Origin of the sequence: Vibrio gangliei (assembly GCF_026001925.1) — a bacterium.
GTDB classification, from domain to species: Bacteria; Pseudomonadota; Gammaproteobacteria; order Enterobacterales; family Vibrionaceae; genus Vibrio; species Vibrio gangliei.
The window spans coordinates 1,404,393-1,426,765 of record NZ_AP021869.1 but is presented as its reverse complement, the minus strand read 5'-3'; the positions used below and the strand labels follow the sequence as shown (position 1 = coordinate 1,426,765).

The 22,373-nt window shown below is 42.9% G+C and carries 15 protein-coding genes and 4 tRNA genes; 13 read left to right on the top strand and 6 right to left on the bottom strand.

Features of this window, described 5'->3' with window-relative positions:
- Window positions 1-8 precede the first annotated feature (8 nt).
- Window positions 9-1,646, bottom strand: coding sequence for an anthranilate synthase component 1 (locus Vgang_RS06475; RefSeq protein ID WP_105901952.1), 1,638 nt, complete (start codon window positions 1,644-1,646; stop codon window positions 9-11).
- Between the two features lie 218 nt (window positions 1,647-1,864).
- Complete coding sequence (locus tag Vgang_RS06470) at window positions 1,865-1,999, bottom strand: hypothetical protein (RefSeq protein WP_264923393.1); 135 nt, start codon at window positions 1,997-1,999, stop codon at window positions 1,865-1,867.
- A 125-nt stretch (window positions 2,000-2,124) separates the two neighbouring features.
- Here Vgang_RS06470 and rnm point away from each other — a divergent pair, with 125 nt between their 5' ends.
- Together rnm and Vgang_RS06460 are read left to right on the top strand one after the other, a co-directional pair.
- Entirely contained in the window at window positions 2,125-3,012 is an 888-nt protein-coding gene (gene rnm / locus Vgang_RS06465; protein ID WP_105901953.1) for an RNase RNM, read from the top strand.
- Between the two features lie 140 nt (window positions 3,013-3,152).
- Window positions 3,153-3,773: an L-threonylcarbamoyladenylate synthase gene (locus Vgang_RS06460; RefSeq protein ID WP_105901954.1), complete on the top strand. Its 621-nt coding sequence runs from the start codon at window positions 3,153-3,155 to the stop codon at window positions 3,771-3,773.
- Between the two features lie 66 nt (window positions 3,774-3,839).
- Here Vgang_RS06460 and Vgang_RS06455 read toward each other — a convergent pair whose 3' ends face one another.
- A complete protein-coding gene (locus Vgang_RS06455) occupies window positions 3,840-4,253 on the bottom strand; it encodes a hypothetical protein (protein ID WP_105901955.1) in 414 nt (137 codons plus the stop codon).
- A 374-nt stretch (window positions 4,254-4,627) separates the two neighbouring features.
- Between Vgang_RS06455 and rluB the strand changes: the two genes are divergently transcribed.
- Window positions 4,628-5,638 carry a 23S rRNA pseudouridine(2605) synthase RluB gene (gene rluB, locus Vgang_RS06450; RefSeq protein ID WP_105901956.1) on the top strand — a complete coding sequence of 337 codons (1,011 nt, stop codon included), beginning with the start codon at window positions 4,628-4,630 and terminating at the stop codon, window positions 5,636-5,638.
- A gap of 448 nt (window positions 5,639-6,086) precedes the next feature.
- On the opposite strand, the gene Vgang_RS06445 is transcribed toward rluB, so the two are convergent.
- From Vgang_RS06445 to Vgang_RS06435, 3 genes are all read right to left on the bottom strand, one after another.
- Window positions 6,087-6,407, bottom strand: a complete 321-nt coding sequence (locus tag Vgang_RS06445) for an HI1450 family dsDNA-mimic protein (RefSeq protein WP_105901957.1) — start codon at window positions 6,405-6,407, stop codon at window positions 6,087-6,089.
- A 98-nt stretch (window positions 6,408-6,505) separates the two neighbouring features.
- Window positions 6,506-7,075: an elongation factor P-like protein EfpL gene (efpL, locus tag Vgang_RS06440; RefSeq protein ID WP_105901958.1), complete on the bottom strand. Its 570-nt coding sequence runs from the start codon at window positions 7,073-7,075 to the stop codon at window positions 6,506-6,508.
- A 196-nt stretch (window positions 7,076-7,271) separates the two neighbouring features.
- Window positions 7,272-9,686 carry a DNA polymerase II gene (locus tag Vgang_RS06435; protein ID WP_105901959.1) on the bottom strand — a complete coding sequence of 805 codons (2,415 nt, stop codon included), beginning with the start codon at window positions 9,684-9,686 and terminating at the stop codon, window positions 7,272-7,274.
- Window positions 9,687-10,070: 384 nt separating this feature from the next.
- Here Vgang_RS06435 and uvrY point away from each other — a divergent pair, with 384 nt between their 5' ends.
- The 10 genes from uvrY (at window position 10,071) to Vgang_RS06385 (ending at window position 22,231) form a co-directional block, all read left to right on the top strand.
- A complete protein-coding gene (gene uvrY, locus Vgang_RS06430) occupies window positions 10,071-10,715 on the top strand; it encodes a UvrY/SirA/GacA family response regulator transcription factor (RefSeq protein ID WP_105901960.1) in 645 nt (214 codons plus the stop codon).
- Complete coding sequence (uvrC, locus tag Vgang_RS06425; protein ID WP_105901961.1) at window positions 10,715-12,562, top strand: excinuclease ABC subunit UvrC; 1,848 nt, start codon at window positions 10,715-10,717, stop codon at window positions 12,560-12,562. The genes uvrY and uvrC overlap by 1 nt, the downstream gene beginning before the upstream one ends.
- 44 nt (window positions 12,563-12,606) lie before the next feature.
- Window positions 12,607-13,164 carry a CDP-diacylglycerol--glycerol-3-phosphate 3-phosphatidyltransferase gene (gene pgsA / locus Vgang_RS06420; protein ID WP_105901962.1) on the top strand — a complete coding sequence of 186 codons (558 nt, stop codon included), beginning with the start codon at window positions 12,607-12,609 and terminating at the stop codon, window positions 13,162-13,164.
- A gap of 302 nt (window positions 13,165-13,466) precedes the next feature.
- Window positions 13,467-13,540, top strand: a tRNA-Cys gene (locus Vgang_RS06415).
- A gap of 23 nt (window positions 13,541-13,563) precedes the next feature.
- Window positions 13,564-13,639, top strand: a tRNA-Gly gene (locus Vgang_RS06410).
- Between the two features lie 80 nt (window positions 13,640-13,719).
- Window positions 13,720-13,806 (top strand) — tRNA-Leu (locus tag Vgang_RS06405).
- A gap of 28 nt (window positions 13,807-13,834) precedes the next feature.
- A tRNA-Gly gene (locus Vgang_RS06400) sits at window positions 13,835-13,910 on the top strand.
- Between the two features lie 330 nt (window positions 13,911-14,240).
- A complete protein-coding gene (locus Vgang_RS06395) occupies window positions 14,241-16,766 on the top strand; it encodes an MMPL family transporter (RefSeq protein WP_105901963.1) in 2,526 nt (841 codons plus the stop codon).
- A 135-nt stretch (window positions 16,767-16,901) separates the two neighbouring features.
- Window positions 16,902-18,701: an AMP-dependent synthetase/ligase gene (locus Vgang_RS06390; RefSeq protein WP_105901964.1), complete on the top strand. Its 1,800-nt coding sequence runs from the start codon at window positions 16,902-16,904 to the stop codon at window positions 18,699-18,701.
- Between the two features lie 608 nt (window positions 18,702-19,309).
- Complete coding sequence (locus Vgang_RS06385) at window positions 19,310-22,231, top strand: pyridoxal phosphate-dependent class III aminotransferase (protein WP_105901965.1); 2,922 nt, start codon at window positions 19,310-19,312, stop codon at window positions 22,229-22,231.
- The last annotated feature ends 142 nt before the right edge of the window (window positions 22,232-22,373 follow it).

Genomic DNA, 22,373 nt, shown 5'->3' with positions numbered 1-22,373 from the left:
TGTTTTCCTTAACCTTGTTGAGCGCTTAATGTGACTTGATGAGTAGCTTGAATGGCTGAAATGACCGCCTGAGCTTTACCGCGTGTTTCATCGGCTTCTGATTGCGGGTCAGAATCAAATACCACACCAGCGCCGGCTTGAACTTGTGCCATTCCGTTTTCAACGTAAGCTGAGCGAATCACAATACAAGTATCTAAATCACCTTCACCCGTTAAGTAACCAACGGCACCACCATAAGTACCGCGTCGCTGCTTTTCAACATCACGAATTAATTGCATCGCACGAATTTTTGGCGCGCCAGTGAGTGTGCCCATATTCATACAAGCTTGATAAGCGTGCAGAGCATCCAAATCGCAACGTAGTTCACCAACCACGCGTGATACCAAGTGCATAACATGGCTATAGCGATCAACTTTCAGCAAGTCGGCCACATGGCGAGAGCCTGCAGTCGAAATACGCGCCACATCATTACGTGCTAAATCGACAAGCATCATGTGTTCAGCGTTTTCTTTTTTATCATTGCGCAGTTCCAGTTCAATTCGGCTGTCTAAATCGAAATTGATAGAACCATCAGCATTTTTACCACGACGGCGAGTACCTGCAATTGGGTAAATTTCGATTTGTTCGCTGTCGGCATCGTATTTCAACGCACTTTCTGGCGAAGCGCCAAATAAAGTAAAGAGCTCATCTTTCATGTAGAACATGTACGGGCTTGGGTTACTTTGTTTGAGCGCTTTGTAAGCGGACAGTGGTGAAGGGCAAGGCAAAGTAAAGCGGCGAGAAGGCACCACTTGGAAAATGTCGCCTTGTACCACGTACTGTTTTAAATCACGTACGATTTGGCAGAAATCTTCATCATTGATGTTGGTTGTCACACTCATATCGGCCACTTCAATAGCTTGAGGAAGTGGTGCGACATCGGTGCAATGTTCAGCAATAGATTCTAGACGCTGTTGCAATTGCGCTTTAATGCTGTTGGTGGTGTTAAATGCGGTGGCTTGTACACGACATTGCTGAGTCTGGTGATCAAAAATCATCAAGGTTTCCGCAACATAGAAAACGTAATCAGGGCAGTTATTGCTAGCTTCAGCCTCGCCTAGATGTTCAAAGTTTGCCACCATATCATAGGCAAAAGAACCGCCGATAAAGATTGCTAGTTTTTTGTTTACGCCTAGTGAATCAGGCAGTTGTTGTAAATCAAAGCTATGCTGAACGGCGCGTAACGCATCAAAACTCGATGCCTGCTTTAAGCGAGAGTCTTCATCGAGGTCATCATTGGCACGGGCAAATTCAAGCGTCAACTGTTTGCTATTTTCACTGGCAACGATATGTTGATCTAGGTTCGCTTGCACGGCTTTGAGCAGATGCTGGCCATTTTGGCTTTTTGCGCTCATGGTGACTTGTTGGCCGCGGCATTCAATTCGTACTGCAGCATCAATTAAAAGTAGGCTCTTCAAATTTTCTTTTGAGCTGATTTCTGCACTTTCAAGCAGTAAGCTGTTTTGTGTTTCTAATGCATTATCATTGACACAGAGAGCATGAAAAACTTGAGTTGGATCATCAAGATACGGTGTATTGACTTGAAGAACTTCAATCGGGTGTTTATGACTGAATGTCTCTTGATGAATTTTTGCTGCCTTATTCATAAGACTTCCCTTAAATTTGTTGTTTAATTCCGTTTAATCATTAAGTCTTTGCTCTGATTTGATAGTCGCATAAACTTGTTGTTTCCCAAGGCGTTTTAATAAAATGTGTGCGCTGGGCTAAACGAAAATTGCATCATTGTGTATTAAGTATTCAATGGGGCATAAAAAAGCCCGCAGTTGAGAGCGGGCTGGTCGATTTGAGTGCAGTATCACTTCTGCTATTCAACCTGACCCCGCTTCAAAACAGAAGTACGCCAAGCTCGCCAAGATACATTCACTGCGTATAAATTCGCACAACAAGGTACAGTGCGGTTTGGAATGATGTTATGATCTTGTAACATTGAGCTTGTCATTGGATTACCTTTCATTCGTTTCAAACGGGTTTGGAATCTTGTGGTTCTTGTGAACTAGTAAACTAGTACATGGATTTTGAGTCAAGCATTTTTTTATTTTTATCTTCATTATTTGGTCTATCACCATGAGAATTGATCTACACAGCCATACCACTTGCTCTGATGGACGGTTAACTCCATCGCAGTTAGTCGACCGTGCTGTTGAAATGAACCTAGATGTGTTGGCCATCACCGATCACGATAGTGTTGATGCGATTAACCACGCGCAGCAGTACATTGATCAACTTGAAGATAAACCGCTTCATTTGATCTCGGGTATTGAGTTTTCAACGGTATGGCAAAATAAAGATATTCATATTGTTGGACTGGGCATTGATATCAATAACGCGCAGTTAGTGACTCTTATTCATGAGCAAAAACAGCGTCGTATTGAGCGTTCAGAATTAATGGCCACTCGCTTGGAAAAACACACACGAGAAGGCGTGTTAGAAGAGGTGAAAGCCATTGCTGGCGAGGCTTCCATTACCCGTTCTCATTTTGCGAAATGGTTAGTTGAGAATGGCTATGCGAAAACGATGCAGCAAGTGTTTAAAAAATACCTCACTCGCAATAATCCAGGCTATGTGCCTCCAATGTGGTGCAGTATTGAAGAGGCGGTAAATGCGATACACGCCGCTGGTGGACAAGCGGTTTTAGCGCATCCCGGTCGTTATCAATTGACAGCGAAATGGTTGAAGCGTTTAATTGCTGCATTCGTCGAGGCGGGTGGGGATGCAATGGAAGTTGCACAACCACAACAATCTCAGCAAGAAAGAAGAACATTAGCCGACTATGCGATGACTTATGGATTACTCGCGTCACAAGGTTCGGATTTTCATTATCCATCTCCATGGACAGAGCTAGGTCGAAATTTATGGTTACCATCTGGTGTCGAGCCAGTATGGAAAGATTGGCAGCAGATTGCGCACTTGCAAATTCAATCAAGCAGTGTGGCTGAATCTGAAGCCAATTAGTCGAAGTACTTTTGCCTATCATGAACAGCAATCATAGCTGTGAAAGCAATATAGTTGTGAAAGCAATATATATGTTGAACACTGAAGATAATGCATTGAATCAAAAAGTATTTCGAGATTATCTCAACTAGGGAGTATCAATGAGCCAATTTTTTTATTTACACCCAGAAAACCCTCAAGCTCGATTGATTAATCAAGCGGTTGCCATTATTCGTAATGGTGGCGTGATTGTTTATCCAACCGATTCAGGCTATGCGCTCGGCTGTCAGCTTGAAAATAAAAGTGCGTTAGAGCGTATTTGTCGAATTCGTAAAATTGATGATAAACACAATTTCACTCTACTGTGCCGAGACCTTTCTGAATTATCACTTTACGCTCGTATTGATAACGCTTCGTTCCGTTTATTGAAAAATAACACGCCCGGTGCATATACCTTTATCTTTAAAGGTACGAAGGAAGTGCCGCGTCGTTTAATGAATGCAAAGCGTAAAACCATTGGTATCCGTGTGCCTGACAACAAGATCGCATTGGATCTGTTGGAAGCGTTGGGTGAACCTTTGATGTCAACAACCTTGATTCTACCGGGTAATGATTATGCAGAATCGGATCCAGAAGAAATCCGCGACAAACTTGAACATGCCGTTGATTTAATTATGAATGGTGGATTTTTAGGTGAACAACCTACCACCGTTGTCGATTTTAGTGATGATGACATGGTTGTGGTTCGTCGTGGTGCTGGGGATCCAACACCGTTCGAGTAAAACCTGATTGGAAGTCGATTAAAGTCCTTTGATGTTAACAATCAAAGGACTTTTTTATTTGGTGTTTTATAACGCGTTGTCTAACTCTGGGCGATTCCAGCGCTTTTTCGCATAACGGTAATTGATCCAATATTGCACTGGGTCCAGTGTCAATACGGTTAAGATGCTAAAGGCATATTGGTTGAGTTTGAGTGAATACATGCTGAGTACGAAAATGACGCCCATCAAAGCGGCGAGCCAATAAAGATCGTATTCCATCGCAATAAAGAAACTGACGGTTGAGCCGATCAAATGTAATGCTGACCATCCACCCCACCAACGAAAACTAATAAAATCTTCCTCTTTTTCTTTATCAATATCTTGCGAAACGTCGCGAGCATAAGCAAAGTCTTGCGATTCAAAATGATAGCCACAACGTGTACAAGAGTGTGCGTATGGTGCTGGTTCTTGTTTGCAGTTTGGACATGGCTGAGTTTTCATAATTTATTCTCTTGTTTGAAATACAATCTTAGGTCATTTGGATATAACCACGTACTAATAATGGGGATGTCTAATGTGAGGTTCAATGTAATGGCTTAAAAAAATCATGAAATTAATTAATCGAAACGGACGAATATTTTCATCTTCAGTTTCGCTCCAAAATGAATCGCTTTGAGGTAAACCCGCGTCAGAAAACGGGATACACAATTTCATCTTGTTTGACTCTAATCTCTTTCTGATTGACTAATATATAGTGTATAATCTGCGGCCATTTATTGATTTCATTTCAAATATAGAAATCAATCAAATTTCAGGTTTGTTCGATGGTTCGAACAATAAGACGGCTGTGAAGTCGACGTAAAATAGGTAATGAAATGAGCGAAAAATTACAGAAGATTTTAGCGCGTGCGGGAAATGGTTCTCGTCGTGAATTAGAAGCTTTGATCCAAGCGGGTCGTGTGAGTGTGAATGGGCAGGTAGCCAGATTGGGTGATCGCCTTGAAGACGAAAACGCGATTGTTCGTATTGATGGTCATAAAGTTTCGGTGAAAGATTCTGAAGAAGTGATTTGTCGTGTTCTTGCTTATAACAAGCCAGAAGGTGAGCTGTGTACACGTCACGATCCAGAAGGTCGCCGTACTGTATTTGACCGTTTACCAAAAATTAAAGGTTCACGCTGGGTATCTGTTGGGCGTCTTGATGCCAACACCGGCGGTTTGTTGCTGTTTACCACTGATGGTGAATTAGCGAACCGTTTAATGCACCCAAGTCGCCAAGTTGAACGTGAATACTTAGTTCGTGTTTTTGGTGAAGTGAACGAAGAAATGGTACGTAACGTTACTCAAGGCGTAGAGCTTGAAGACGGTAAAGCACGTTTTGAAGATGTGGTTTACGCAGGCGGTGAGGGGATGAACCACACTTTCTACGTGATGATCACGGAAGGTCGTAATCGTGAAGTGCGTCGTTTGTGGGAATCTCAAGGTGTAACCGTTAGCCGTTTGAAGCGTGTTCGTTACGGTGATATTTTCCTTGAGAAATCACTGCCTCGTGGTGGTTGGGTTGAGTTGGAATTAAAAGAAGTCAACTACTTGCGCGAAATGGTGGATTTAAAACCTGAGCGTGAAACCCTAATTGATCCTAATGCCGGTTCTCGTAAGCGTGACCGTTCTCGTGGTCAAAAGATCCGCCGTGCGGTAAAACGTCATGAAGAGCGTGTGAGTGCACCGAAAGGGCGTGGACGTACATCGACTCGCGGTAACGTTGCGACCAAAGGTACAACGACCAACAAAGCGAATAACGGTGAATCAGTAGGCGGACGTCAAGCGAAGCAGACCAATCGTCGCAAGCCAACTTCTGGTAACAATAAGCCAAGAACTCGCCAGTAATGAGCGAGCGCTGAGTAAGAATACAACAAGGCCCATCAATGTGTAGTTGATGGGCCTTGTTTTATCTTGTCGTAGTCATTAAGTTAGACTAAAAATCGTCATTCCGGAAACGAGTCACAAGATATCCGGAATCTTTCGCAACTTCGCAACTTCGCAATTTCGCAACAATGAAACTTATGGAAACTTATGGAAACTTATGTGAAAGCGAGATCCCGCATCTTCTTCGCTTAGGCTCATGTGCGGGATGACCAATCCTTTGAGATTTATACTTTATACCAATCACACTAATTAGATGGTCAGAAATTGCGCCGAAAAAAGTCTTGAGAACAAGGCGGAAATTTTCGATAAGTAGTTATTCTACAATCAACTTTTTTATAAACGAAAAGTCTAACGAAGTTATCAAGCCTTTTAACAAGCAAGGATGATCAGACAATTAGTACGATTGGTATTAATCACGTTTCCACAAGATATGGCAAAACTTATTGTCAGGATCACGGCTTATCAGCATGCGAGCAAATACATCGTCTAATGCATCATCGGCTTCATTGACTAAGCCAATTTTTACTTCTGCATAAGTGTCTTTATCTACCTCAAAGCCAACGTGTTGCCCCCAGTCGTCACCCGTTTCAACCACTTCGGCTGCACCGCGGTCTTCGAATTGCGCAGTGAAGATGATGACATCTGCGGCTTCAAGGTTATCGGGAGCCATTTCAAGAAAGATATCGTAGCCCACTTCGATTACATCATCGTAAGAAATTAAATCTGTCATTATTGCCTGTCTACTAATGTTTAAGCTAAAAATCGGTTCAAAGTAAAAAGCGGCACTGTTTGAGCGCCGCTTTTTGATTAACTGTATTCTAGCAAAGATTAATCTGCACGGCTCATGAATTTACGTTCAGCGGTGTTAATGCGAATTTTTTCGCCGCCAGCGATGTATTCAGGAACTTGAACCACTAAACCTGTCGTTAGCGTTGCTGGTTTAGTACGCGCACTTGCTGAAGCGCCTTTGATCGATGGTGAAGTTTCTACAATTTCAAGCTCAACGCTGGTTGGTAGTTCAATCGCAACCGGTTTGTCGTTAACGATAACAACGCTTAAACCTTGAGTTTCTTCATTGAAAAACAACGCTTCTTCTTCGATAGTCGCTTTGTTGAAGTGATATGGCGTGTAGTCTTCACTGTCCATGAATACGTACTCTTCACCATCGATGTAAGAGAACATAACGCTGCGACGGCTGAAATCTGCCAATGTTAGAATTTCATCGGCTTTGAAACTTTCATCCGCTTTTGCTCCAGTGGCCACATCGTACATACGCATGCGGTAAAGGCTTGCACCAGCACGGCCACTTGGCGTCAATTTGCTGATTTCACGAACTGAGAATACGCGGCCGTTAAGTTCAACGACGGCATTTTTTTTGATTTCACTTGCTTTAGGCATGATTTTTCCTGAATGATAATTAAAGAAAATAAAGGCAGTTCATTACTTGCCACAAGACATGCAACGAGTATAGCCAATACTCTCTGGAAGCACAGAGGCGCTTTCTATTTAGGTCAAAATAACGTGGCAAAAAATAGCATGATATTGGCATTACGCCAAAGGGATTTGATTGTAATTGGCTAGATTTTTTCTTGAGTTAAAACAACCCCATCTGAGGCGCTATGATTGACTCAAAATCCAGCCCGATAAATGGCAAAATTGCATCGGCTACCGGCTTGATCTGTTTATCGATGTAGTGCTGATAATCAATCGGACTTTCTAGATAATCTTTTGGCTCTGGCCCATTGAGGGTGAACAGATATTGTATTCGTCCTTTGTTTTGGTATTGCAGTGGCCGACCTAGATGAGCGTTTTTTTCATCCGCCATTCTTGCTGCCCGTACTTGTGGTGGAATGTTCTTTTGATATTCACTCAGCTTACGGCGTAGGCGCTTTTGATAGACGAGATCATCGTCATATTGACCATTTTGAGTATCTTCAACATATTGACGAATGAAGGCTTGTGGGTCTTCATCATGAAATATCATAGCGTAGAGTTTCTGCTGAAAGTGATGGGACAATGGGGTCCAATCCGTGCGCGCACTTTCAAGCCCCTTGAATACCAGCTTCTCTTCACCATCTTTATTGATCAGTCCGCAATAACGTTTTTTTGAACCTGTTTCAGACCCACGAATGGTTGGCATTAAAAAACGCTGATAGTGGGTTTCATATTCTAGCTCCAGTGCGGAGTTCAAGTTGTATTGGGTTTGGATATGCTGCTGCCACCACTGGTTAATTTCAGTAATGAGTTTATTGCCAATCATATCGGCTTGCTGCTGAGTGTGAGGCTCGATCAATGAAACGAATAACGAGTCAGTATCACCATAAATCACTTGATAGCCTTGCTGCTCAATTAACACTCGAGTCTGTTTCATGATCTCGTGCCCACGCATGGTGATAGAAGAGGCGAGGCGAGTATCAAAGAATCGGCAACCCGATGAGCCTAATACACCATAGAAAGAGTTCATGATGATTTTGATAGCTTGAGAAAAAGCCGCTTCTTTGTTTTTCTTTGCGACGTCTCGGGCTGCCCATAGCTCTTCAATCATTTTTGGTAAAAAGTGCTTGGTGCGATGAAATTGTCCACCACGAAAACCGTCAACTGCCTGATGAGAATCTTTACCAGTTTCCAGCTTTAACCCTTCAACCAAACCTAAAGGATCAATAAGAAATGTACGAATGATAGAAGGGTAAAGTGATTTAAAATCTAACACTAATACAGAATGGTAAAGTCCAGGGTTGGAATCCATCACATAACCACCCGGGCTGGCAAACCAATTTTCAGAGTGGAGATTGGGAGCAATGTAACCGGCGCGATGTAATTGAGGTAAATACAGGTTAGTAAAAGCTGCGACAGAGCCACCAACACGATCTAGCTCTACGCCGGTCAAACGTGAACGCTCAATCGCAAATTGCAATAAATGGGTTTGTTCAAAAATGCGTGTTACTAATCGACAGTCTTGTAAGTTATAGGTGGCGAGGGCGACTTTATCTTCACGAAATTGACGGTTGATTTCGCCCATACGATCAAATGGGTCATGAATGATTTTACCTTCACCTAATAACTGCTGAGCAACCGATTCTAATGCCCAAGAATTGAAGTGATATGTGGCCGTTTTTAAAGTATCGATGCCATCAAGTACCACTCGGCCAGGAATAGAAACAAAACTTTGCTGGGTATTGTTTGATTGTCTGAAATACAATTTTTGCTGTCCACGGCCAATTTTTAGTGGCAGCTTGTGCCATTCAGAACGTTTGGCAAGGAGGCGAAAGTCAAAATCAATGACATTCCAGCCTATGATGATGTCAGGATCATACCTATCAAACCATTCAATCAAGGCTTGCAGAAGCGAGTATTCATTAGCTACCCACTGAATGTGAGTATCCGACTGTGGCTCGTGTTGCGATTCATCACCGATCATGATGACGCGACTATCCATTTTGGAATCTAACCCAATGGAATACAGGATGCCTTTTTCAGAACATTCTAAATCGAGTGACACTACAGATAAATTAGGTTGATAGTCCGCCGATTTACAGCGTGCATGAGTGATTTGTTGGTATTGTTTACGCTGGGTTAGTTGACCGGTAAATTGAATGCCACCACGAATAAAACGCTCCATTAAAAATCGGTCGGTTAAACGAATGTCATCTTCATACGTTTCAATATCTGCTTGATTAAGGATCTGCCGTGCCTGATTTGCTTGCTGAATACTTGAGAAATAACACGCCGACACGGGGGTATGCTGGAAAGTATTCAATTCAAGTGGCCGAACATCATTGGTTAATTTATGTTGAAGAAACAGTTTAGAGGCGGCGTCTTGCTTACTTTGATCGATGAAGAAAATGGATTTTTCACCTGTAATGAGCAGTTGAACAGGGCCTGAGTCAGTTGCGACCCAAAGTTCAATTTGAGTTTGTTGGTTTGAAATGGCTTTTTGGTTTGAAGTAGATAGATCGCGGGCTTGACGTGTGAGTACAAAACCAGAATCAATGTGACCATTTAAACTCAAAAGACTACCTGTTGTATTGGATAAAGAAACGGCAAAGAATTATGTTAGAACGCATTTAACTCATGTCGATCTAGTGCGATAGCTCAGATTGTAAATTAATAAATAAAAATGTCATGTTATTCTAAAATGGAACTTGCAATATTAGTTAAACCATTAATAATGCTTTGTTAATGAATTGGTGCGGTTACAATGGCTTCGACACCATCATTGAGTTGCTTTATGTAAGGGTATTCTGCCAAAGTAAGTTTGCTCACATAAAATTGAGTTTAATAGGATTTTTGCTCATCTTGTGCAGTTAAATAAGGTAGAATAAGTACCAGTCAGCAAGCCATCTCAAACGTAGGTAAGTTGATTCAGCGATAATCCAAGTGTGGAGATACAAGAGTGATAAAAGTTTTCCTTGTAGATGATCACGAACTGGTTCGCACAGGGATTCGACGTATTATTGAAGACGTCCGTGGAATGAAAGTAGTAGGGGAAGCTGACAGTGGTGAAAATTCTGTAAAATGGTGTCGTGCTAATCATGCCGATGTCATCTTAATGGATATGAACATGCCGGGTATTGGTGGTTTAGAAGCTACTAAGAAAATCTTGCGATTCAATCCTGATGTAAAAATCATTGTTCTAACAATACATACTGAAAACCCATTTCCAACCAAAGTGATGCAAGCTGGGGCAGCAGGTTATTTAACCAAAGGCGCTGCACCGGATGAAATGGTGAATGCAATTCGAATGGTAAACAGTGGCCAACGCTACCTTTCTCCTGAAATTGCTCAACAAATGGCACTTAGCCAATTTTCAGCACCTTCAGAAAACCCGTTTAAAGAATTGTCTGAGCGCGAATTGCAGATCATGATGATGATCACCAAAGGTCAAAAAGTGACGGATATTTCTGAGCAATTAAATTTGAGCCCGAAAACCGTCAACAGTTACCGTTATCGTTTGTTTAGCAAACTTGATATTAGTGGTGATGTTGAATTGACTCACCTAGCAATTCGCTATGGCATGATCAACACTGAGACTCTATAGTGCCTTTGGTGTTTGACTCTGCTTCATTTTTGGCGACAGTCTCAGAGCAGCCCGGCGTGTATCGCATGTACAACGCCGAGGCTGAAGTGATTTATGTCGGCAAAGCAAAAAATCTGTTTAAACGCTTATCGAGCTACTTTCGTAAGAATCTCGATAACGAAAAAACCAAAGCGCTCGTCAGCCATATTGCCAAAATTGATGTTACGGTCACACATACCGAAACCGAAGCATTGATTCTTGAACATAATTACATCAAGCAGTATTTACCCAAATACAATGTATTGCTGCGTGATGATAAATCTTACCCCTATATTCTCATTACTAAGCATAAACATCCTCGTTTGGCGTATCACCGTGGTGCTAAAAAGCGGAAAGGGGAATATTTTGGCCCATACCCAGAAGCGGGCGCAGTGCGTGAAACCTTGCACTTGCTGCAAAAAATTATTCCTGTTCGTCAATGTGAAGACAGCATTTACGCTAACCGAACAAGGCCATGCTTGATGTATCAAATTGAACGCTGTTCTGGCCCTTGCGTAAAAGGCTTAGTTAGCGATGAAGACTATGCAGAAAGCGTCAACTATGTACGTATGTTCTTGCAGGGTAAAGATGATTTAGTCGTGAATGCTTTGATCCAAAAAATGGATGAAGCCAGCCAAGCGTTAGCGTTTGAAAAAGCGGCTAAATACCGAGATCAGATCCAGGCTATTCGTCGCGTTCAAGAGCAGCAATCTGTCTCTAACGATAGCGCAGAAGACATGGACGTGATCGGCTTTGCTAAAGAAAATGGCTTAGCGTGCATTCATATTTTGATGATTCGTCAAGGCAAGGTGCTTGGTAGTCGAAGTCACTTTCCGAAGATCCCAAATAACACCGATGATCATGAAGTCTTTTCGAGTTTTTTGAATCAGTACTACTTGAGCCACAACGAAGCATCCAGCATCCCGACTCGCATTACTTACAATGCCGATTTATTTGATGATGAAAGCCCACTACAAGATGCATTAACCGAAATTGCTGGACGTAAAGTGACATTCCACGTTAGCCCAAGAGGCATGCGTGGCCGTTACTTAAAACTGGCGAATACCAATGCTCGTAGTGCGTCAACTTCTAAAATTAGCCATAAGATGACGGTTAATCAGCGCACTAAAGAGCTCGAAACTGAGCTTGGTATTGAGCGTATTGAACGTATGGAATGCTTTGATATCAGTCATACCATGGGGGAAAGCACGATTGCATCTTGTGTGGTATTTAATAGAGAAGGCCCCGTAAAACAAGAGTATCGCCGCTATAATATTGCAGGCATTACCGGTGGTGATGACTATGCGGCAATGGCGCAGGTGTTAGATCGTCGCTATTCAAAACAGCAATATACCGATGAGCTGTATGCGGAAAAAATTCCTGATGTCATCTTTATTGATGGTGGTAAAGGACAGCTCAATCGTGCACATGAAATCCTTCAAAAATATTGGCAAGATTGGCCGAAAAAACCGGAATTGATTGGTATTGCGAAAGGTGTGACCCGTAAACCGGGCTTAGAAACCTTAATCAAAGTGACTGGTGAAGAGTTTAATATGCCCAGTGATGCGCCTGCCTTGCATCTTATTCAGCATATTAGAGATGAAAGCCATAACCATGCGATCAGTGGTCATCGAGCCAAACGCGCCAAAACTCGAAGAACCAGTACGCTTGAAGGCATTGAAGGTGTTGGTCCTAAACGACGACAAGTATTGCTGAAATATATGGGTGGTATACAAGAATTAAAACGAGCCACTGTAGAAGAAATCGCCAAAGTTCCTGGGATCAGTAAATCTTTGGCAGAAATCATACATGAAGCATTGAAACCATAGGCGTTTTAACGCAACATTAAGCCGCACATCCAAGAGACGTAATTATGCGATTTACAATACCAAATATTTTAACTTTACTTCGACTTGGGTTAATTCCCGTTTTTGTTGCGGTTTTTTATCTTCCTTATGCTTGGGCACCATTTGCAGCCGCTATGGTTTTTTGGGTAGCGGGATTTACCGACTGGCTTGATGGTGTTTTAGCTCGCAAACTGGGTCAAACCTCTCGTTTTGGTGCCTTTTTAGATCCAGTTGCAGACAAAGTCATGGTGGCAACTGCTCTGATTTTAATCACAGAGCACTACCACACCATTTGGATTACCATTCCTGCTGCGACTATGATCGCGCGAGAAATCATCATCTCGGCATTGCGTGAATGGATGGCAGAAATCGGCAAACGTGCAAGTGTTGCTGTGTCTTGGATTGGTAAGTGGAAAACCTTATCTCAAATGTTTGCCTTATGGGTATTGATCTGGCGTTATGATGATTGGATGGTGTGGCTAGGCTATTTAGCGCTTTATATTGCTACAGCGTTAACTTACTGGTCTATGTATCAATACTTGAAAGCGGCGAAAGGGGATTTACTGTCCTCTGATGATGAATGAGTATTGTTGAAACGAATTCACAGCCCTGCATCTTTATGCGGGGCTTTTTATTATTGAAAGTAAATTGTTTGAGTAGTTAACACCAGCTCAGATTAGGTAAGTGATAAAACTGATGCTTTTCAAGTCACTAAAGACGAGGTTTTTGCTAGAAAATTGACCAATTTAACGCTTTTTGAGTGTAAAATAGCCAAACGAATTAAAAATCAAAAAATAGTGTTGACGTGCTTGGCGTAATCCGTAAAATGCCATCCCGTACTCAAGAGGAACGCAACATGGTTTGCAAGGCATCCTCCTCAAGGTAAGGCGCCTTGGCAGAGTGGCTATGCAGCGGATTGCAAATCCGTGGACCTCGGTTCGACTCCGGGAGGCGCCTCCATTATCTTGAATGTTTGAGTCAATGCGACACTAGCTCAGCTGGTAGAGCGCAACCTTGCCAAGGTTGAGGTCACGAGTTCGAACCTCGTGTGTCGCTCCAAATTTTGCGATATTGATTTCATTCAGTATCAGATGGTGTTCTAACTTTTCAGTTAGGTGCATCGCAATAAAGAATTGCGTGCCCTGGTGGTGGAATTGGTAGACACAAGGGATTTAAAATCCCTCGGCGTTCGCGCTGTGCCGGTTCAAGTCCGGCCCGGGGCACCATCTATTAAAGTCTACTCAAGTAGCAAATGCGACACTAGCTCAGCTGGTAGAGCGCAACCTTGCCAAGGTTGAGGTCACGAGTTCGAACCTCGTGTGTCGCTCCAAACAAGAAAGCCCGTTCAGAAATGAACGGGCTTTTTTACGTTTAAGCATTTGTGATTTCAAGGTTCGGGCTCTGCACTTGATACTAGCTCAGTTGGTAGAGCGTAACCTTGCAAAGGTTGAGGTCACGCCTAGTTCATAAAAGCAGGGAACCTCGTGTGTCGCTCCAAATAAGAAAGCTCTGATCAGAGCGGGCTTTTTGATTTTTAAACCTTAACGAAGTTATGAACAAAGAATCCATTAACAGTAATTTATGATCTTACAATCACATCTTAAAAATTAAGGCCGAAGTAGTATACTCAACACTCCTTTGTTAAACGTGAAGTCATCTTGTGAAAAACGCTGATCAATCCAATCGACGCTATCCTGCTTTATTTTCTGCCCAATCTTGGCTTTATTATCTTTGCTTGTTGTTTATCGCGCTGTCGACTGCGGTCAGTGTTATCTACAGTAAGCAAAATTTTAGTGTGGATTCTGATTTTAATCACTTGGTGAAGCAAGAGGCACCATGGCGTGACAACCTAGATAAAACGACAAATGCGTTTGGTGATTCTGAAAGTTCGTTGGTGGTGGTTGTGTCTGGCCGTGATCAACAGCAAGTTCAGCACGTTACAGAACAATTGGCACAAGATTTTACCAATACGCCGTTATTTAATGATGTGTTTGCGCCCACCACATTAGATTGGTTTAAGCAGCAGGCGCTGTGGTTTTTGTCTGAGCAGGATTTTAACCAGTTTAATAGCAATCTAAAGGTATTGATGCCTAAGCTGCAAGCGGCAAGTGGGCATCAAGACAATCCGGCTGCGCAGTTATTCGCTCAACTGAATGAGGCAGTACAAGAGAAAGACGAACAGGCGGCCAGGCTGCTTATCAAATCGTTAAACCAAGTCGCAGATAGCCAAGCGTCATCGGTGGATTGGTTTTCCGTGTTATTACCTGAAAACAACAAAACACATTATCAAATCATTTCATTGAATGCTGAGCCGCAACGCGATCAAAAAGAACCCAATAAACTCATCATGGAAATGGCGCAGCAGATCATCAGCCAATACGCTGACACTGATGGCGTAAAGATTCGCATCACAGGGCAAACCGCTCTCGATTTTGATGAAATTAAAGACGCCAACGCCAGTGTGAAACTTGCTGGTACGATGTCGCTGATTGGCCTAATTGTGGTGCTTGGTTTTGGCATTCGGTCATTACGCATCATATTAGCCAGTTATGCGGCGGTACTGGTGGGCTTGATATGGACGCTAGCCACCGGTTTATGGCTGGTGGGATCTTATAATACGATTTCGATTGTGTTCTTGGTGATGTTCATTGGTCTTGGGGTGGATTTCTCTATTCACTTTTGTTTGAGAATACGTGAAGAGCAGGGTCTGCATGCTAATAATCAACGTAGTTTGTGGATTTCGATAAAAGAGACCATTACACCGCTGAGTTTATGCGCTTTGACCTCAGCGATTGGCTTCTTGGGCTTTTATCCAACCGCTTATACCGGACTTGCTGAGTTAGGCGTTATTTCTGCTGCGGGTATGTTTATGGGGTTATTAGCCACCTTCCTCGTGATCCCTGTATTTTTCTTTCTATTTGGTTATCCGAGAAACAAAGTACAGCCAGAAAACCATACTTTCGAAGAAGGGGAATTTTGGCTTATCCGTCATCATAAGCTAGTTATGGGTGTGGCGTTGGCTTTACTGGTGATAGCGGGTATAGGCGCAAGCCAAATGAAGTTCGATTTTTCGACCTTAGTATTGAAATCACCAAAGTCGGAATCGGTTCAAACGTTAGAAGAAATCCAGCAACAAGGCTTAACCTCAAGTTATCAAATGATGATGCTGGCAAAAACACCGGAGCAAGCGAAGCAATGGCAAGAGGCGCTTTCGACATTGCCGGAGGTGAGCAATGCTCTGTCGATTAATAGCTTCTTACCGCAAGACCGCGAACAGCGAGTCGTGACATTGTCACAAAGTGTAACTCAACAACCGGCTGATTCTGTTGACCTTATTAGTAAAGAGCAACTGGTCGAGCACTTGCAAGCATCGAGCTACGCAAACCAAGTACAACCAAAAACATGGGAGTGGTTGAATAAGGCCAGTAATGCAGAGGTATATCAGGCTGTAGCTAACAAAGCGCTTGCTCCATTAATGGAATTGCAGCAGGGCTTGGGGAAAATGATGCAAGCGCCATCCCCAATATTATCCGATATTCCAGAAGTACTTTCGAAGCGTTACTACAATCAACAGTATGCGTTAGTCGTGGCGTATCCATCGGGTGATATGCGCGATGTGCAACAATTGGATCAGTTTATTAAAGCGGTACAGAAAATTGCACCTAATGCGACAGGACGACCGGTTGCTGAGCAGCAAGTTGGAAAAATCATTACGCAATCCTTTATTGAATCGACGTGCTATTCATTGGCATTAATCGCGGTTGTTTTGTTTTTTGCTCTGAAGCATAAGCGTGATGTCGTTCTAAGCTTTATTCCCTTATTGCTGACCACGCTTTCCACCATGGCTGTGGCGCATTGGACAGGGTATTCGCTGAATATGGCGAACATTATTGTTATTCCGCTGATCTTTGGTTTGGGGGTGGATAATGGTATTCATATTGTTGAGCGTTTCCGCGCGGTGGATTCGGTTCGCGCGTTCTACCGTTCATCGACGCCCAAGGCTGCCATTCTGAGTTCGCTTACCACCATTGTGACATTTGGATCGCTTCTGTTTGCCGCTCATCGTGGCATGTTCAGTATCGGATTCTTGCTGACAATCGCAATTGGTTTCTTACTGTTTTATAGCTTAACGGTGCTGCCAGCATTGTTATTTAGTACCCGGAAAAACATGGATGAAGTTGCCTAATTTTCCGCGGTGATTTTGTTGAGCTACCTCAATAATTTTGTTATTTGGGCTTACAAGTGTTTCGCTTTTCCGCTTCACTAGGGTAATATGCGCCAAAACGTAACACTTGTACGCTCAATTGGATAAAACAAAATTATGTCTCTAGGTGATTTTCATCTTCTGCATTTATTGCAAACGCAAATTACAAAACGTGCCAATAAAGTCGCTCTTGAAGGATTCGAGACTCAAGCGCCGTGGAATTCGGTGACTTGGAATCAATTAGAACAATACACAGATGTATTAGCGAAATTCTTGATTGAGGCAGGGGTTGAAGCTCAAGGTAAGTGCGCAATTTTGTCGCATAACTGCCCACAGTGGACTTGTGCAGATATTGCTGCATTGAAAGCTCGTGCAGTTGTCGTGCCTATTTATCCAACCAGCACTCAAGAACAAGCAGAGTTTATTTTAAATGATGCGCAAGTGTCTGTGATTTTTGTCCATAGCCAAGACCAATATGAAATGGCTTGCAAGCTACAACAAAATGTTGAATCAATCCAAACTTTGGTGGTGTTTGATTCTAACGTCACTTTACAATCTGATAGTCATCATTTTCATTTTGATCAACTTATCAACGGCGCACAGAGCATCAGTCAACAGTCTCAATTTGAATTTGAGTCTCGTCTTGCTCAAGCAAACTTAGATGATTTGGTTACTCTTATTTACACCTCCGGTACTACTGGCGACCCTAAGGGGGTGATGTTGGATTATCGCAATTTTGCCTCTACCATTGCTCAGCATGATCAAGTGATTGAGTTTGGTGCTAATGACGTGTCTTTAGCATTTTTACCTTTAAGCCATGTGTTTGAGCGTAGTTGGAGTTTTTACGTATTGTGTCGTGGTGGCAAAAACGTCTACCTGCAAGATACAAACCGAGTTAAGCAAGCGATCAGTGCGGTCAAACCTCATACGCTTTGTGTCGTGCCTCGTTTCTTAGAAAAAGTGTATAGCGCGATTCAAGATAAAGTCACTCGTGGCAGTAAAATCAATCAAGCTATTTTCTCATGGGCTTTATCGCTTGGTACTAAACATTTCGAAGCGCAGCAGAAAGGTCAATCATTATCCGGTTGGCTACGCTGGCAGTATAACCTTGCCAATAAATTGGTTTTTACAAAGCTAAAATCGGCGCTTGGTGGAAACTTGAAATTTATGCCATGTGGTGGAGCAGCGCTTGATGCCAATGTTGCCGGTTTTTTCCACGCGATTGACGTGCCAGTTTTATGTGGCTACGGCATGACAGAAACCACAGCAACAGTGACGTGTAATACGATTGGTAATCGAGTGACAGGCTCTAATGGTCAAGCTCTGCCTGACACGGAAATTAAGCTAGGTAAAGATAATGAAATCTTGATCCGTGGTGCAACCGTGATGCGTGGTTACTATAACCGACCAGAAGAAACGGCTGCTAACTTTGAAGGTGGCTGGCTGAAAACCGGTGATGCGGGTGAGTTTGATCAACAAGGTAATCTCTACATTACTGATCGCATTAAAGAGCTGATGAAAACCTCTAATGGCAAATACATCGCCCCACAACGTGTCGAAGGTAAAGTGGGGTGTTGTCCGTTTATCGAGCAAGTTGCGATTGTGGCTGATGCGAGAAATTATGTCACGGCATTGATTGTTCCTGCATTCGAATCACTCGAAGTTTGGGCTAAGGAAAAGGGCATTCATTTTGAATCGCCATTAGAGTTATTACGTCATTCTCATGTGGTTGAACATTTTGAACTACGCTTAAAAGAACTGCAGGCTGAGCTTGCCGGTTTTGAGAAGATCAAGAAGTTTACTTTGTTGCCTGAAGCGTTTTCAATTGAACAAGGGTTAATTACTCCAACGTTGAAACTGCGCCGTAAAAATATTTATCAAACCTACGCCAAAGAAATCCAGGCGATGTATGGATAATTGCTCTAATTTAACAAAATCATGAGCTTATAAAGGGGAGAGTAAATTATTTTATTCTCCCTTTTAAAATTGATTGCGTTGAAAATAAATTGTGTGGTATTTTCCGCCACAATCTCAAGGTTAACCAAATCGGTTTAATTCAGTTGTAGCCTTAGGGGGATACGCGTAAGGACATTCAGGCTGATTGTGCCATTACGTATGAGTAGGTACTGCTAACATCCAGTTATCAGTAGACGGGGAACCGGTGCGCAGACACGCATTGCTATAGGAAGCCCAACATTGAATACATTAACTCAGATTTTAAAAATCAGCTTTACTCATCTTAACCGTTCGATCGTGACCTTTTTGCGCACGATGGAGCTGTCCAATATTACGAGTTTGACTAGTTATAGTCGATCTCCGTTAAGTCGTCGAACTTCAAATATTACGGAACCTTGAGTTCCAATTGCAAAGTTTTGCTTATATTTGCCCAGTGATTTTAGTGTTTATTCGCTAAAGCACTAAGGGTTGTATTTCGTGTCTTCGATTTGAAATATCCGTTGTTCTATTGAAGTCGGTTTGGCTATTTAAGCCAATGTTCGCTGTATTTTCGTTTGAAGGGTTTATAAATGACCACTGCTTTTGACTTTGAGCTAAACCAAGCTCAAACACCATTCACTACCAATATTCCTTATGTTGATGGTGTCTATGATCTTGCGCTTGACCAAGTGTTGCTTGACCAAGAACAACATGAATCAGCAGTTCGTTCTTATCCACGTCGTCTACCGATTGCAATTAAACGTGCTTATGGTGCGTTAGTTGAAGACACGCGTGGCCAATTATTTCTGGATTGTTTAGCTGGTGCAGGTACGCTTGTACTGGGTTATAACCATCCTGAAATCAACCAAGCCTTGAAAGAGCAGCTTGATACTGGTCTGCCTTATCAAACTCTGGATATTACGACGCCAGCAAAAGATCGCTTCATTAAGCAAGTGAAAGCGTTTTTACCAGCTGATTTTGCTGAGAATTCAGTGATCCAATTCTGTGGCCCTTCTGGTGCTGATGCGGTTGAAGCGGCAATTAAGCTTGCGAAACAAACCACAGGCCGTAATACCATGATTGCTTTCCGTGGTGCTTACCATGGCATGACTAACGGTACCATGGGCATGATGGGTAACTTGAACACCAAAGCGCGTCGTACTGGCTTAATGTCAGATGTACACTTTATGCCTTTCCCATACAGCCTACGCTGCCCATTTGGTCTTGGTGGCGAAGAGGGGGCTCGTCAAAATATTCGTTACATTGAGCGCATGCTAAATGATGACGAAAGTGGCATTCAAAAACCGGCGGCGATCATTGTTGAGCCTGTTCAAGGTGAAGGCGGTGTGATCCCAGCACCGGCATTCTGGCTACGTGAATTACGTCGTATCACTCAAGAGCACGGCATTTTACTGATCTTTGATGAGATCCAATGTGGTGTGGGTAAAACAGGCTATAACTTTGCGTTTGAAGAATCAGGTATTTCTCCAGACATTCTTTGCTTATCTAAAGCGATAGGTGGCGGTTTGCCAATGTCGATTTTGGTCTTCAACAAAGAAATCGATACTTGGAATCCAGGTGAACATACCGGTACGTTCCGCGGCAATCAGTTAGCCATGGTATCGGGCGCGAAAGCACTAGAAATTATTCAGCGCGATAACCTGGTTGCCCATGCAAAAGCGGCAGGACAATACCTGCGTGAAGGCCTTGAAAAATTACAGCAAGAAGTTGGCTGTATTGCCGAAGTGCGTGGTAAAGGCTTGATGCTTGGCTTGGAAATTGTTCAGCCAAACGGTGAATTGAATAAATTTGGTGAGCCGGCTTCTGCCTCTGCGTTGACGCTGAAAATTCAACGCGCAGCATTAGAGCGTGGTTTGATGATTGAAAAAGGTGGCCGTGACGGTTCAGTGTTGCGTTTCTTACCACCTGTCATTATCAGCTATGAGCAGCTTGATTTTGCATTGAAAACATTGAAAGCAGCCATCATTGCGGTTGGCGGTGGTATTGACCCAACAAAAGAAACGGTTGAGCATCCATCTTTAGAACAACAGAGTTGGCAGCAGCACTTTATTCAAACCGGTGCTAAAGGTGCAGACAGCTTTGAAAAAGCGATGAACCAAACTACCCAAGCGATGAAAGCGGTATTTGAAGCGGTAGATAAACCGTATTCAGGTATAGATCCACAGCTTCTAAAAGCACAAATTGAAGCGGTGAACTTAGATTCAAGCAACAGCGATTTACAACAAGTAATCAATAGCACGACTAACTTGGTGGCGAAGAACTCGATTTTTGTTCAGCATCCAAATTGTATCGCTCACTTGCATACGCCACCGCTTGTGCCAGCGATTGCTGCAGAAGCCATGATTGCATCTTTGAATCAGTCAATGGATTCATGGGATCAAGCATCAGCAGCGACCTACGTTGAGCAACGTGTGATTGATTGGTTGTGTGACCGTTACAACATGGGTGATAACGCCGATGGCGTGTTTACCAGTGGTGGTACTCAAAGTAACCAAATGGGCTTGTTACTGGCGCGTGATTGGATTGCAGACAAACTGAGCCAGCACTCGATTCAAAAACTAGGCTTGCCTGATTATGCTGACAAGCTGCGTATTGTTTGCTCGAAAAAGTCACACTTTACGGTGCAAAAAACTGCCTCGTTAATGGGCTTAGGTGAAGCGGCTGTGGTGTGTGTTGATACACATAACGACGGTACTATTAACACCGATGCAATGGCAGATACGCTGAACCAATTGAAGGCAGAAGGTTTGATTCCGTTTGCGATGGTTGGTACAGCAGGTACGACCGATCACGGCGCCATTGATGATTTGAACACATTGGCTGATTTAGCGCTAGCGCATGATATTTGGTTCCATGTTGATGGTGCTTATGGTGGTGCGTTGATTTTAAGTAGCCACAAAAATCGCCTAGCGGGTATTGAGCGTGCTTCATCGATCAGTGTGGATTTTCATAAGTTGTTCTATCAACCAATCAGCTGTGGCGCGGTATTGGTGCAAGACAAAGCAAACTTTAAGTACTTATTGCATCACGCCGATTACTTAAACCGTGAAACGGATGAGCTGCCAAATTTGGTGGATAAATCTATGGCAACCACTCGTCGTTTTGATGCGTTGAAAGTGTTTATGACGATGCAATCTGTCGGCACACAAGCTTTAGGCGAAATGTACGATCACTTGATTGATCAAACTCATGAAGTGGCTCAAATGGTTGCTAATAATGCGGCGTTCGAATTGTTAGCTCCGCCAGCACTATCAACGGTATTAATGCGTTACAGCAATCCGAATTTATCCGAGCAAGAGTTGGATGATCTGAACCGCAAAATCCGTATCGAAGCCTTAGTACGTGGTGTAGCAGTACTGGGTGAAACAACCGTTGATGGCAAAGCGGCATTGAAGTTCACGATTTTGAATCCGTGCTTAGCATTAAGTGATTTCGAAAAGTTACTGGATGATGTAACTGAGCTTGCGCAAGTGTTAACAACAGAAATTTAATTTATTTATATGAACTAATACCCAAAGTAATTGGAGCTGTAGTGAGGCGACAAGTGAATGAGACCCCATGAGTGTAGCTGGTCTACACATTCTTTAAAAAGAAATAGCGGGGCGAGTGAGGTAGTCAACAAAGCTACAGTTT